The organism is Streptomyces sp. NPDC017520, from assembly GCF_044329855.1.
In the GTDB taxonomy this organism is placed as follows: domain Bacteria; phylum Actinomycetota; class Actinomycetes; order Streptomycetales; family Streptomycetaceae; genus Streptomyces.
This window is the reverse complement of sequence record NZ_JBIRKB010000008.1, coordinates 35946-49695: the sequence shown is the minus strand read 5'-3', so window position 1 is coordinate 49695 and position 13750 is coordinate 35946. Positions and strand designations below refer to the sequence as shown.

General features: G+C 73.1%; 12 protein-coding genes. 4 read left to right on the top strand and 8 right to left on the bottom strand.

Annotation, left to right across the window (positions count from 1 at the left end):
• Positions 1–183: 183 nt before the first annotated feature.
• Together ACH4KB_RS20255 and ACH4KB_RS20250 are read right to left on the bottom strand one after the other, a co-directional pair.
• Positions 184–1005, bottom strand: coding sequence for a DUF1684 domain-containing protein (locus ACH4KB_RS20255; protein ID WP_398067265.1), 822 nt, complete (start codon positions 1003–1005; stop codon positions 184–186).
• Between the two features lie 76 nt (positions 1006–1081).
• Entirely contained in the window at positions 1082–2323 is a 1242-nt protein-coding gene (locus tag ACH4KB_RS20250) for a DUF5685 family protein (RefSeq protein WP_398067264.1), read from the bottom strand.
• Positions 2324–2631: 308 nt separating this feature from the next.
• Between ACH4KB_RS20250 and ACH4KB_RS20245 the strand changes: the two genes are divergently transcribed.
• The gene (locus ACH4KB_RS20245) at positions 2632–3075 is read left to right on the top strand and encodes a cell division protein SepF (protein WP_307515949.1); all 444 of its coding nucleotides are present in this window, start codon (positions 2632–2634) and stop codon (positions 3073–3075) included.
• A 67-nt stretch (positions 3076–3142) separates the two neighbouring features.
• Here ACH4KB_RS20245 and ACH4KB_RS20240 read toward each other — a convergent pair whose 3' ends face one another.
• Both ACH4KB_RS20240 and ACH4KB_RS20235 read right to left on the bottom strand, forming a co-directional pair.
• A complete protein-coding gene (locus tag ACH4KB_RS20240) occupies positions 3143–4363 on the bottom strand; it encodes an acyl-CoA dehydrogenase family protein (protein ID WP_398067263.1) in 1221 nt (406 codons plus the stop codon).
• Between the two features lie 102 nt (positions 4364–4465).
• On the bottom strand, positions 4466–6301 hold the full coding sequence (locus tag ACH4KB_RS20235; RefSeq protein WP_398067262.1) for an MFS transporter: 1836 nt from the start codon (positions 6299–6301) through the stop codon (positions 4466–4468).
• Between the two features lie 509 nt (positions 6302–6810).
• Between ACH4KB_RS20235 and ACH4KB_RS20230 the strand changes: the two genes are divergently transcribed.
• A complete protein-coding gene (locus ACH4KB_RS20230) occupies positions 6811–7839 on the top strand; it encodes a phosphatase PAP2 family protein (protein WP_398067261.1) in 1029 nt (342 codons plus the stop codon).
• Between the two features lie 128 nt (positions 7840–7967).
• Here the strand turns inward: ACH4KB_RS20230 and ACH4KB_RS20225 are convergent, their stop codons facing one another.
• From ACH4KB_RS20225 to ACH4KB_RS20210, 4 genes are all read right to left on the bottom strand, one after another.
• Entirely contained in the window at positions 7968–8183 is a 216-nt protein-coding gene (locus tag ACH4KB_RS20225; RefSeq protein ID WP_398067260.1) for an I78 family peptidase inhibitor, read from the bottom strand.
• Positions 8184–8576: 393 nt separating this feature from the next.
• On the bottom strand, positions 8577–9536 hold the full coding sequence (locus ACH4KB_RS20220) for a helix-turn-helix transcriptional regulator (protein ID WP_398067259.1): 960 nt from the start codon (positions 9534–9536) through the stop codon (positions 8577–8579).
• A gap of 225 nt (positions 9537–9761) precedes the next feature.
• Entirely contained in the window at positions 9762–10619 is an 858-nt protein-coding gene (locus tag ACH4KB_RS20215; RefSeq protein WP_398067258.1) for a transferase, read from the bottom strand.
• A complete protein-coding gene (locus ACH4KB_RS20210; RefSeq protein WP_398067257.1) occupies positions 10616–11899 on the bottom strand; it encodes a glycosyltransferase family 4 protein in 1284 nt (427 codons plus the stop codon). The genes ACH4KB_RS20215 and ACH4KB_RS20210 overlap by 4 nt, the downstream gene beginning before the upstream one ends.
• Before the next feature lie 484 nt (positions 11900–12383).
• Here ACH4KB_RS20210 and ACH4KB_RS20205 point away from each other — a divergent pair, with 484 nt between their 5' ends.
• Entirely contained in the window at positions 12384–13166 is a 783-nt protein-coding gene (locus ACH4KB_RS20205) for a hypothetical protein (RefSeq protein WP_398067256.1), read from the top strand.
• A gap of 137 nt (positions 13167–13303) precedes the next feature.
• Positions 13304–13648, top strand: coding sequence for a hypothetical protein (locus tag ACH4KB_RS20200; protein ID WP_398067255.1), 345 nt, complete (start codon positions 13304–13306; stop codon positions 13646–13648).
• Positions 13649–13750: the final 102 nt, after the last annotated feature.

Genomic DNA, 13750 nt, shown 5'->3' with positions numbered 1-13750 from the left:
GCCCGTGAGGCGCAGTCGGGGGCCTGTCCGGATTCCGGAGTTGCCGTGCCCCTGACAATCGCTGACCGGAGTATCGAGGGGGCCGGACAGGGGGCGCAAGAATGCCTTTCGGCCACGCGGGTCACACACGCCTCCGGCCCCGGGAGCCGTGGGGCTCCCGGGGCCGGAGGGACCTCTCGCGGATCAGGCGTCGATCCGGTTCCGCTCCCCCGCCGGGACCGCGACGGAGAGCGTGTTGCCCGGGGGCGGGAACGGGCAGATGAAGTGATCGGCGAAGGCGCACGGCGGCAGCAGCGCGCGGTTGAAGTCGACGCTCACGCTGCCGTCGGCGGCGGGCGCCGCGGGTCGCAGGAAGCGGAAGCGGTAGCTGCCGTTCCCGCTGGTCGCGTCGGCGAAGACGGCCCACAGCGACCCGTCGGGTTCGACCGCGACCTGGAGCGTGTGCTCGTCACCGTCCACCGTGAAGGCGATCTCGCCGCCGAGCCCGAGGCCGCGCTCGACCCCGTCCGCGTTGACCACCCGCACGGTCCGGTCGTCGCCGTAGGGACGGAACGTTCCCGACAGCGCCCAGCGGGGGTCGTACGGGGTGGCCTCGATGGTCGAGAAGGCGTGCCGGGCCGGTGACCCCGGGTCGAAGTCCCGTACCGCCCAGAGCCCTTCCCGGCGCAGCACCACCAGCCGCCGCTCCCCCCGCGCCACCCGGGAGTCGTCGATCGGCCCACGGTCCGCCCCCAGCCTGACCTCGCCGGTCAGCGGCTTGCCGTCGACGACGACGCCCTCCTCGGCGGCGGCCGTGAGGACCACCCCGTCGCCGTCCTCGCGCCACTGCCCCGGGACGGCCGGAATTCGCCCTTCCGGGTAGTCGGAGAGCCAGTGGGTCCCGGTCAGGGAGAGTGGGCCGTACGGGGCGGCGACGGCGACGACGCGCCCTTCGTGCCACCGCTGCCAGTCCTGTGCGGCGTCCGGCCCGCCGCCCTGCTCCTGCTGCTGTGCGTCCGTGCTCATGCGGTCAACCTTTCCATACCGGCCCCGGGAGGCCGAGGTGCGACCGCGGCGCGAGCCGAGGTGACCTGACGCCGGTTCAGCAGTCGCAGCCGCAGGAGTCGCCACAGCAGCAGCAGCCCTCGCCGCAGTCGCCGCAGCAGCTGCAAGCCTCGCAGCAGTCGCCGCAGCTCTGGCACGGCGACTGCCGCCGCTCCCGGCTCCAGGGGTCCTCGAAGCTCCCGCAGCACATCTGGCAGGTGCAGGCGAGGCCGGCCCACACCAGGCATCCGGCGATCAGCCCGCGCCGGTCGCGGGGCGGGCGCGGCGGAGGCGGCGAGCCGGGGCCGCCGGGCGGCGGACCGTACGGATGTCCCGGCGTCGGACCGTACGGCTGACCGGGCGGCGCGCCGTAGGGATTTCCCGGCGGCGGCCCGAAGGCGCCCTCGGGCAGCTGAAGCCCCTGCTGCCCCTGATGCGAGCAGGACGAGGTGCCGAACGCCCGGTCGACCGAGCGCCGCAGCTCATGGGCGAGGAGGACGTGGACGAGCCTGCCGTCGGTGAACTCCGCCTCGCGCAGCGCGAGCCGCACGCCGTGCAGGGCGTCGTCGCAGAGCCGGCGCGCCTCGGACAGCGGGGTGCCGGTGGCGGTGAGGGGGTTCCAGGCTCCCGACGCGGCGTCGGCCTCCTGGTCCTCCACGGCGTCCAGGAGATGGGCGAGCCGCCCGAAGAGCCGGCCGGCCTCCGCGAGCGGCGCGGCGTTCTGCGGCCTCCCGGCGAGGACGGCGGTGTGGGCGAAGGCGGCCGCGGTGGCGGTCTCGGTCGGTTCGGTGACCGTCAGCAGCGGGGTGCCCGGCCCGGCGAGCGTCTCGATCCCGGTCTGCCGGTCGACCGCGTCGACCAGGAGGGCGGTGTCGAAGCCGAGGGCCGCCCCCGTCCGCGCGCCCGCCCGGTCCCACCCGGCGGCCACCCGGCGCGCGGCGGCGGCGACCGGGCGGCGGGCCAACAGCCCGTCCCGGTCGGCGACGTGGTCGCGGACCTTGGCCGAGGCGAGGACGAGGGAGACGGCCGCGGCGAGCCGCGCACCTTCCCCCGTCGCGACCGGCGCGGTGCGCATGGCCCGCAGCGGGCAGGGACCGGCGGTCCGCCGGCCGTCGGGCACCCGGCCCGCCTGAGCCTCCGTCAGGACGGAGACGATCAGGCCGTCATAGTTCGTGACGACACGGGCGAACTGTCCGTGATCCGCCCTCAGAGCCAGGCAGAGACCGCAGAGATGGGCCGTCCACTCGACCCTGAGACCTTCGGAGAGCCGATGCGTACAGGGCCTGACGATTCCGAACACGACGATCCCCCGTGAGCCGTTCAGCCGGTGCGCGACGCTCGCGCACCGGAGCGTCGTGCATCGTATCGAGTGACCCGTTCACCCGTACGTCCCCCGGATCACCCGTACGGCCGGAGCATCATATTTTCCTTCTACAAGCCCCCTTACGCAGGAGGAACCCTGACGAATCGCCACATCTTCTGCACCAGTAACGTCACGAACCGCCTGCGGGCCGACTATCCACTTGGCGCGGTATCCGCATCATGGACGACCATAGGGATACGAAAGAGATGCGGAACACCAAGGAACCGCGGTGAGAGGAGGCGTCCATGGGATCGGTGCGCAAGGCGAGTGCCTGGCTGGGCCTCGTAGAGGACAACGACGAGCGGTACTACGACGACGAGTACGCCGAGGGTGCGGAGACCGGTACGGGCAACCAGGCCTGGGTCACCGACCCGCGGGTGCAGGTGGCCGCGGAGACGGCCGAGGAGCAGGACCGCCGGATCGCGACGGTGACCCCGGACAGCTTCCGGGACGCACGCGCCATCGGCGAGCTCTTCCGGGACGGCGTCCCGGTGATCGTCAACCTCACGGCCATGGACCCCGCCGACGCCAAGCGCGTGGTGGACTTCGCCGCCGGGCTGATCTTCGGCCTGCGCGGCTCGATCGACCGGGTGGCCACCCGCGTCTTCCTGCTGTCCCCCGCCGACACCCAGGTGGTGGCGGGCGAAGCCGCCGGCCGCAAGGCCGACGGCTTCTTCAACCAGAGCTGAGCAGGGCGCTCGCCGGAAAGATCCGGTCAACGCATCCGGCCGGCGCGCGTGTACCGGCGCGTCCCGCTCACCGGAAGGCGTCGAGACCGGTGAGCGCCTTGCCCAGTACCAGCTGGTGCATCTCCACGGTTCCCTCGTAGGTGAGCACCGACTCCAGGTTCGTGGCGTGCCGCATCACCGGATACTCCAGCGAGATCCCGTTGGCCCCGAGGATCGTGCGCGAGGTGCGGCAGATCTCGATCGCCTCCCGCACGTTGTTGAGCTTGCCGAAACTGACCTGCTCCGGCCGGAGCCTGCCGGCGTCCATGCGGCGGCCCAGGTGGTGGGCGAGCAGGATGCCCTTGTGCAGCTCCAGGGCCATGTCCGCCAGCTTGGCCTGGGTGAGCTGGAAGCCGCCGATCGGCCGGCCGAACTGTTCCCGGCTTCTCGCGTAGTCGAGGGCCGACTCGAAGCTGGCCCGCGCCGCGCCCATGGCGCCCCAGACGATGCCGTAGCGGGCGTGGCTCAGACAGCTGAGCGGACCGCGCAGTCCGCTCGCGTCCGGCAGCACCGCGTCGGCGGGCAGCCGCACCTCGTCCATGACCAGCTCGCTGGTGACCGAGGCGCGCAGCGACCACTTGTGGTGGATCTCCGGGGCCGAGAAGCCGGGGGCGTCGGTCGGCACGACGAAGCCCCGGATGCCGCGCCCGTCCTCGCCCTCGTCGGTCCGGGCCCAGACGACGGCGACCCCGGCGACCGATCCGTTGGTGATCCACATCTTGCGGCCGATGAGGATCCAGTCCTCGCCGTCGCGCTTGGCGTAGGTCCGCATCCCGGCCGGGTCGGAGCCGTGGTCGGGCTCCGTCAGCCCGAAGCAGCCGATGATCTCGCCGGACGCCATGCCGGGCAGCCACCGCTGCTTCTGCTCCTCGGAGCCGAAGCGGTGGATCGCGTACATGGCGAGCGAGCCCTGTACGGAGACGAGTGAGCGGATCCCGGAGTCGGCGGCCTCCAGCTCCAGACAGGCGAGCCCGTACTGGACGGCGCTCGCCCCGGCGCAGCCGTACCCGTCCAGCGACATACCGAGCGCGCCCAGCGCGCCGAGCTCCCGGGCCAGCTCCCTGATTCCGGGCAGCTCGCCCTTCTCGTACCACTCGGCGATGTGCGGCAGGACGCGGTCGGTGGCCCAGGTGCGGACGGTGTCGCGGATCGCGAGGTCGTCGGGGCCGAGCAGGTCGTCGATGCCGAGGGGGTCCGACGCGTCGAACGGCGGGAGCTTCGACGGCTTCGGTGACTCGGTGCTGGACATGAGGGTGCCTCCGGCGGCTCGCACGGTGCTCGGAGGGACCGGGAGACGCCCGCCCTCCGAAAACTAGCAGTGGTAGTCAGGGCGTCGTGCTGACGTTACGGCTCAGTGTGCCGCTCGTCCAGAGCCGGTCGCCTCGGCCGGCTCGCGCCGCGCGGGCACCATCGGGCGCGGGGCCGGGCGGTCCGGCCCGGCCGGCCGGGCGGCGCCGGGGACCCGGTGTTCGTCCGCCCCGTACGTGGAAGCCCCGTACGGGGAAGCCGGGGACGCGGAAGCCTCGTACGCGGAAGCCGGGGACGCGGAAGCCCGGGGCGCGGAAGCCGGGGACGCGGAGGAGGCCGCGGAAGCGGTCGTGGATACGGCGTCGTCCGCCTCGCCCCGGCGGCACGCCTCCTTCGGCGGACACTCCATGACCTTCGGCAGCCGCAGGGCGGCCAGCGCCCCGAGCAGCAGCAGCCCCGCACTGACGAACAGCGTGACGTGGAGTCCGCCGATGAAGGCGTGCCGGGCCGTGGAGCGCAGCAGGTCGCCCATCGGGCCGCCCAACTGCGCGGCCACCTGATAGGCCTCGCCCAGCGAATGGGAGGCCTCCGCCCCGGCGCGGGCGGGCACGCCCTTCTCGTGCAGACCGGCGAGGCCGGGGGCGTAGGCGGCGTTCATGACACTGCCGAGCAGGGCGATGCCCAGGCCCGCGCCCAGTTGGTAGGAGGTCTCCCCTATGGCCGCCGCGCCACCTGCCCGCTCCGGCGGGGCGTCGCTGAGCATCGACTCGTACGCCCCGAAGAGCGTGGTCTGGAGGCCGAAGCCGAGCAGGACGAACGCGCAGGTCAGCAGGGCGGGCCGGTCGTGCTGGCCCATCGAGGTGAGCAGCAGCACCGAGGTCGCGGTGAGGACGAAGCCCCAGCCGACCATCCGGCGCGGCCCGACGCGGCGCAGGGTGTGCGAGCCGGTGGCGCCCGCGGCCATCGCCGCGAAGGTCAGCGGCAGCAGCCGCAGCCCGGTCTCCAGCGGGCTGAGCCCGAGCACCAGCTGGAGGTACTGGACGGCGATCAGCTGGAGGCCGACCAGCGCCAGCATGGCGAGCACGATGCAGCCCACGGCGGTGGAGAAGGCCGGGCGGGCGAACATGGAGACGTCGATCAGCGGATGCCTGCGGCGCTTCTGACGGCGTACGAAGAGGATCAGGAGCGCGAGCCCGAGGGCGAGCGGGCCCAGCGAGACCGGATCCAGGAGCCCCGCGCCGCTGCCCAGTCGCTTCACGCCGAGGACGACGCCGAGCACCCCCGCCGCGGCGGTCAGGGCACCCAGCACGTCCCATGGGCCGTCGTCGCCGCCGCGCGACTCGGGCAGCAGCCAGCGGCCCAGCGGCAGGATCACGGCCATCAGCGGGATGTTGATCAGGAAGACCGAGCCCCACCAGAAGTGCTCGACCAGGAAGCCGCCGACGACCGGTCCGGTGGCGGCGCCGACCGCGGCGACCGCGGTCCACACGCCGATGGCGAAGGCCCGCTCCCGGCGGTCGGGGAAGACCTGGCGCAGGATCGACAGCGTGGCGGGCATGATCATCGCGCCGCCGACGCCGAGGAGGGCGCGGGCCGCCATCAGGACGGCCGGGGTGTCGGCCGTCGCGGCGAGCGCGGAGGCGACGCCGAACAGCGCGTAGCCGATGAGCAGCACGCGACGTCTGCCGATCCGGTCACCCAGCGTGCCGAAGAGGATGAGCAGCGAGGCGCAGACGAGGGGGTAGGCGTCGACGATCCACAGGAGGGCCGTGCCGCTGGGCCGCAGGTCCTCGGTGAGCGCCGGAACGGCGACGTGGAGCACGGTCGCGTCGAGAGCGACGACCAGAAGACTGAGGCAGAGGACCACGAGGACGACCCAGCGGTTGGCGTCGTCGGCGGCCTCGCGCAGCCGGCCCCCGGCCGTGGTCGTCCCGGACATCTACGTACCTCCCGATGAGTCCCTCGCGCTCGGCGGACCGATGAGTCCCTCGCGCTCGGCGGACCGACGGTGACGTGGGGCCCGGCATCGACGGGCGAGCGAGCCGTCAGCGTACGCGAGTCCAGCGAGGTCACCTGTGGTCCACGTCATACCGCGTTCCGCCGCACAGTCTGGCGTACGCCCTTCCGGAACCGGCCGGGGGGCTCCCGTCCGAGGAGCCGTGAGGCCCGCCGTGACGGGGGTTCCGGCGGGCGTCGAGGGGTGCGGCGCGACAGCGCGCGCCTCGCCCGAATGGCGGGACCAATTGCCGCGGATTCCGGTGCGTCTCTTTTTCCGAGAGATCAAACACGCTTACGAACGGAACCGGCGGGCAATTGGCCACAAGATCACGGAGCTTCTTCTCCGCGTCCGGAAAAGACGCCGTTCCGAGACAAAGTCCACATCACATCGTCATCACAAAGAGCCCGGATTGGCCTGCTCGCACACTCACTCGCTGTAACGTCGATTGGGTGCGTACCGACATCTTTGCCCGGCTGGACCGGGAGCCGGAACCGCCGAAGATAGTGGCACCGCGGATGAGCCGTCACCGCATCGCCCTCTTCGGCGGGACGTTGGCGTTCTATCTCGCCATCGTCTGGGCGGTGCTGATCACGTCCTGGCTGGTGGCCCTGGACTGGAAGGTCATGCTGTTCCGGCCCTACCAGCAGTGGCCCGAACTGCACGCCTTCCTGGACTACTACGTCGTGCTCGGCCAGCGCGGCCCCACAGCGGTGATGGTCGCCTGCTGGCTGGGCTGGCGCTCCTGGCGTCAGCACACGCTCCGGCCGCTGCTGGTCCTCGGCACGTCCCTGCTGCTGCTCAACGTGACGGTGGGCGCGGTCAAGCTGGGGCTCGGGCGGCTCGGGCCGCACTACGCGACGCAGATCGGCTCGGCCGAGATGTTCGCCGGCGGCGATATATTTCCCTCCGGGCACACTGCCAACGCCGTCGTGACCTGGGGAATCCTCGCGTATCTGGCCACCACACCACGCGCCAGGCGCTATCTGTCGGCCGTGTCCGCGACGGTCTCGCTGGGCGTCGGCCTCACCACCGTGTACATCGGTACGCACTGGCTCAGCGACGTCGTGCTGGGCTGGGCGGCCGGGCTGCTCATCCTGCTGGCGCTGCCCTGGTTCGAGCCGCTGATCGCCCGGACCGAGGCCTGGATCTTCGCGATGCGCGAGCAGTGGCGCGAGCATCGCGACGGCGCCCGCCCGGCATCCGTGGCCGGGACCGGGCCCAGGCCGGAACCGCGGCCGGTGACGCTCCCGCAGTCGGTGGCCGCCGACGGCCTCGCCGCCGAGACCATGGCCGCCGCTGCCGAGCCGGTGCTCCCCGCGGGACATCCGGCCCCGGGCGCCAGGGCGCGGGCCCACGCCGGGCACGTGCGTCCGGGCTCCGTGCCGGTCGCCCCGGCGGGCGTCCGCCGTCCGCCGCCGCACACGGAACGGGGCGCACGCGGCACCGGCAGCCCGGCGCGTCCGATGACCGGCGGCTGACCCCGCCTCCCCGCGCCCCCGCTCCCCCGCGAACGCCGGGCGGGGTGCGCACCGCCTCGCCCGCACACACCACAGGCCCCGACCGCGGTCGGGGCCTGTGGCCGTCGGGGGCCGGTGCGGCCGGCGGGTCAGCCCAGCCAGCAGCGCGTCACCGTGTCGTCCTCGACCTGGAAGTTGATGCGGCCGTGACGGAACTCCATGGTGAGGAACGCGCCTGGGGGGACGGCCCGGACCGTGTCCCAGCCGCGGCTCCTGGCCTGTCGCTCGGCGGCGTCGGCGGCGAGACCGACGTACGACTCGGCGGCGTCGTCCGGCTGGGCTGGAGGGGTCGGTAGAGATGCCATGCCTTCACCGTAGGCGGCCCCGGACCCTGGCGGAAGGCCGGGCCGGGAGGGCGTTCCCCTGCATCTCCACATGCCGTGGCGGTCACGCTTGTGTCACAGGATCCCCACACGTGTATGCGCGGTCCTATTCACTCGAACGGCCCGACCGGAAGCGTCCGCGCGCATTATCGGGAAACCCCGCGCAAGGGCATGAGGGGTGCCGGAAGCCTTCCGGAATCATGGGATGACCTGCTTCTTTTCCCAACGGAGGGGAGCTCCGCCCGAATGGCCGGGTCACCGGGAATTCCCGCCCCCGTAAACCGGCCTTTCCTTGACCGCACGCTTCTCCCACGCTTCTCCCACTCGCCCGCCGGGCGCGTAACGGCGGGTCCCTGCCACACCCGGAGTCTCCGATCAGTCGAGCGCGCGCGTGAGCCGGTCCCTCGCCTCCCGCATGACCTCGATCAGCTCGGGCGGCTCGATCACCTCGAAATCGATCCCCATCATCAGCACGTGGATCACCAGCACGGTGAGGTCCGGCGCACCCGCGATCAGACGGCAGGTGTCCGCGTCCACGGCCTCCAGCACCCCGGCGGACGGCGACACCCGCCGGGCGGCCCGGGCCAGCGGCGCCTTCAGCAGGATCACGGCCCGGGCCGCGTACGCCGAGACCGCGACGCCCCGGGAGACGTAGGCCGCGAGATCGTCCGCCGGCGGAGGGCGGGGGACGAAACGGGGGCCGTGCGGCGGGGTCGGGGTGATCCGGTCCACCCGGAAGGTGCGCCAGTCCGCCCGGTCCGGGTCCCAGGCCACCAGATACCAGCGGTGCTCGGTGCAGACGAGTCGGTGTGGCTCCACGGTCCGGCGCGAGACCTCCCCGCCGTGGGTCCGGTAGGCGAACCGGAGCCGCTCCGCGTCCCGGCAGGCGGCCGCCAGCTCGGTGAGCACAGCGGGGTCCACGGCGGAGTCGTCCGCCCCTCGGAGCATCGGCACGGTGAACGCGCCGAGCGCGCTCACCCGGCGGCGCAACCGGTGCGGCAGCACCTGTTCCAGCTTGGCCAGCGCGCGTACGGAGGTCTCGCCGATGCCCTCGATGCCGTGCCCGGCGGCCGTGCGCAGGCCGACGGCGACCGCGACGGCCTCCTCGTCGTCCAGCAGCAGCGGCGGCAGCTCGGCGCCGGCCCCGAGCTGGTAGCCGCCGCCAGTGCCCCTGCTGGCGTTCACCGGATAGCCCAGGTCGCGCAGCTTGTCGACGTCCCGGCGCACGGTGCGCGGGGTGACGCCGAGCCGGTCGGCCAGGTCGGCGCCGGACCAGTCCCGGTGGGCCTGGAGCAGTGAGAGCAGACGCAGCAGTCGTGCCGAGGTCTCCAACATGCGGGTGAGTCTGCCAGGGGTTGCGGACAGTATCGGTCCGCAACCCCTCCGGCCCGGGACGGCCCGCCCACGATCCGTTCGGCCCACGATCCCCTCGGCCCCCACCCCCTTCGGCCCCCGCCCCCTTCGGCCCACGCCCCCTTCGGCCCACGCCCCCTTCGGCTTGCGATCCCTTTCGGTCCGCGGTGGGCACGCGCGCGATCCCTCCGTCCGCGAGCCCTTCCCTCAGCGGTCCGCCGGGCCGGGCTCCAGCCGGAGGCAGAGGTCGTTGTCGGCGGTGTAGCAGGGGGTGGCGAGCACCCCGGGGGCCGGCGCCCGGGTCGGGTAGACGAAGGACTTGGCGCGGGACCAGACGTCGTCGAGGATGCGGGAGATCCTGACCCCGGGCGCGCCCGCCGCCGGGACCAGCCACAGCTGCCAGAGCTGCGCCCCGTCCACCGGCCCGTCGGCCGGCGGGCCGTAGGGCAGGGTGAAGGCGAAGGCGCCTGACCGCCCGTCGGCGGGGGTGAGCGGGAAGCGGTGCGCCCGGCCCCGGCCCCCGGGCGGCCGGGCCTCCACGGCGGCCTCCTCCCCCACGGCGACGCCGTACAGCACGCCCTCGACCGTCATGCCGTCCTGGCCGACGACGACGGCTCCGGCCTCGGCGTGCGGGGCGCGGACCCAGCAGCGCAGGGCGAGCCGGCCGTCGGCGGTCGGGTAGGGAACCCGGGCGCTGACGCGCGCGGTTCCGGTGTCCGGGCCGCGGTCGACGAGGGCCCGCAGGTCCCGCAGCCCCGGCTCCACGGCCCGGGCGGTCTCGGCTCCCGGCTCCTCGACATAGGCGTCCCAGCGTCCCTCGGACAGCTCGGTGGAGGCCGGGAGCACCGCCCGCAGCCGCCCCGGGCCTGATCCGCTGAGCGGGATCCGCACCGTGCCGCCGGGCCTGCCGCCGGCCGCGCCCCGGCGCCGCAGGAGCAGCACGGACTCGGGCGAGGGAGCGGGAGCGGGGGCGGAGGCGGAGGCCGGGACGGTCAGGTCGAAGGTGAGCGTTCCGGCCGGATCGGCGGTGCAGTCGGCCCGTACGGTGGCTATGGCGGGGGTCATGCGGCCCTTCCCTTGCGGAGCACGTCGGCGGCTTTGTAGCGCAGGGCGTAGGCCCCGTCGAGGACGCTTCCCCGGGTGCGGTGCAGCGCGGTGCGCAGGGCGCCTCGCCCGTGCCCCCGGGCGCCGCGGGCGACCAGTTCGGCGAACAGGCTCTCGTGGCGCTCGGCGATCCGCGCCGGGTCGAAGCGGGCCGAGGCGGTGAGCGCGGCCCCGCCCATCCGGTGGCGCAGTTCGTCGTCCTCGATCAGCTGGAGCAGGGCGGCGGCGATCGCGTCCGGGTCGCCGACCGGGACCAGCCGCCCGTCGACGCCGTCCTCGACGATCTCGGCCGGCCCGTGCGGGCAGTCGGTGGCGACGACCGGCAGACCGCCGCGCATCGCCTCGACGATCGTCATGCCGAACGACTCTCGGTCCGAAGTGACGGCGGCGATCGACCCCTTGGGCCACTCGGCCTCCATCGGGTTGGCCGAGCCCATCAGGAACACGTGGTTGTGCAGGCCGAGTTCGTCGACGAGGGCGCGCAGCGACGCCTGTTCGTCACCGGTCGCGTCCCCGCCGCCGTAGATGCGCAGCCGCCAGTCCGGGCGGGCCGCGGACACCTGGGCGAAGGCCCGCACCAGGAGGTCGTAGCGCTTGACCCGGTGCAGCCGGCCCGCCGCGACGACCCACTTCAGGTCCCCGCTCGCGGGCGGACAGGCGGCCTCGGGCACGGCGTTGGGGATGGCCTCGATCCGCACGCCCGGCAGCTTCAGCCGCCTTCGGTAGTCGTCCGCGTCGGCACGGGTGACGGTGGTGAGCGCGTCGAGCAGGGTGTACCGGTGGGCGATCTCGCGGCGCAGCCGGTAGTTGTGGCTGTCGAGTGTCAGATGCTCCTGCCCGACGCGCACCGGTCCGCGGCGGGTCGCCCGGCTGAGGTGCACGTTGAGCCCGGGGCGGGTGCCGACGACGACGTCCGCCTCGGTCGCCCGGAGATGGGCGGCGATGCGGGAGTCGGTGAGCCTGCTGTACTGCTTGTGCCTGCTGTCCCCGCGTGGGAACACCGCTGCGGGCCGGGCGTGTTCGGCGTCGCCGCCGTCGTACGTCGCGCTCTTCTTCCGCAGGTCCACGAGGTGGCGCAGCGTCACGCCCTCGGGTGCGCCGAGGACGGGGGCGTCACGGTGCCGGAAGACGGACACGATCTCGACGTCGTGCTGCTCGGCGAGCGTACGGGCGAGCGTGAACGTCGTCCGAATGGTCCCTCCGATTCCGTAGGCATTGTGCAGAAGAAAAGAAATATGCATGGTTTCGCTGTTTCCCCTGTCGGCCCGGCCTTGTCAAGTCTGCGCTTCCCGGCGATTTTCCGCCCGAAATACACCGGGAAATCCCGGAGCATCCGCGTCATCCCCCACGGTATGCCCGTCCCACCGTCGCACCGCCGCTGACCTGCGGGTTCCGGAGGCATGCAATCCGGATAGCGCAGACCCCGGAGGTAACGGGACCGCGTGTGCGGGCCATCGGTGCGGTAACCCGGACGGCTACCGCCACCCGTTCACCAGGACTTTCCTCCGAGCTTGACGTAGGAGAATGCCGAGAGGTTGCCCGCACCCCGGTAAAAACTTCCCCGGCGGAACGCGCGAGCCGTACGTCGACTGCTCGATGTACCGATGTGTCGACCTGTGCCGCACTTCCGTGCGCCCGGGTGCGTGACCCCGGCCACGGATCCCGCGTTGTCTCTTCATGGAGACCGGAACCACCCGGCCCACGCACCGAGTTCGAGGAGTCCCCGTGCCGCGCATGCTCGACGTCAGCCAGGACGTACGCGCCGAGATCGGCGACGACGAAGCCGACCGGCTGCTCGTCGGCGACAACGCCCCGGGCAGTTACGACTGCACCTCCTGCCGCACCCCCGGCGACTCCGACCAGGAACGCACCAGCACGGTGCTGTTCATCGGCGACGAGACCGCGGTCCTCGCGTTCGCCCACGCGACGTGCATCCCCTCGCAGGTCGTCAAGGTCGCCGAGGACCAGCTCCAGGGGGCGGTGCGCAGCATCACCGGAAGCGAGCAGAAGGATACGGAGGGGCGCATGCCCGAACAGGCCGTCCTCGGCATCACCAGCGGACTCGTCCTCATCGAGGACGATCTCCGCCCGGCCCTGGTCGTCGAACCGACCGGCCCGGTCGCCCGGCCCGGCACCGACGGCAGCGGGGGCGACGAGTTCCTCCAGCTGCTGCTGGAGCAGGGTTTCCGCCCCGCCCCGGACCTGAACCGGCTGCCGGAGGTCCTCGCGGGCTGGTCCGTGCTGCTGGCGGTGGGCCAGCTGCACGCCGTGCTGCAGCCGAGCGCCGGCGGCGGCAAACCGGTCGCCTGGTGGCAGGCCCACCAGCCGCTCCAGGTGACCGAGGGCTGGCGGGCCGCGGCCAACAAGTCGCAGACGGTCCTCGTCTTCGCCGCCCCGGCCGGCACCATCGGTCAGCAGCCGCGCGAGGACCTGCTCCGGGACGCCCTGGAGAAGGCCGCGGTCAACGGGCTGCTGGTCGCCGCGTCGATGCCGCTGGCCGGGACCTGATCGTGTCCGGCCGGCTCGGGCACCCCCACCGAACAGCGTTTTCTCCGGCGGAGCCGCATCCGACGGGCGGTGAGGTCGTTGGCACCTATGTGCACTCATACGACTCCTCCCGCCAGCATCAGAGTCAGATCCCTGCCATGCGGCCTTCGCAGGATCCGTCGGGGGGCGTATCCCCCACCCCGATCTACGACGCGCTGTACTCCGAGTACCGGCGCTCGTTCCGGGCGTTGCCGGGCGACCGGAGCGGCGAGGAGAATCTCGGTTTCCCGGCCTTCGGCGCCGGCCTCTTCGCCTCCAGGACCGCGCTGAGCGGCCACCCCGCCCCCTCCGGGCACGGCGGCAACGGCGGGCACAACGGTCCGGGCGGAAGTGGGGCCGGGCAGAGCCCGCACACCGGGAGCCTCGGCTCCTGGCAGCGGGTGGGACGGCATGCGGGGCGCCCCCGGCCCGCAGCGCTCCCGCCGGGGTCGCGGGACTCCTGAGACCCCACGGATCGGGACGGATCGGGGCTTCTGGGGTGCCACGACGAAGGCCCACGACGAAGGCCCCGCAGACCCACGACGGAGCCCCGGGCCGCTCTCGCG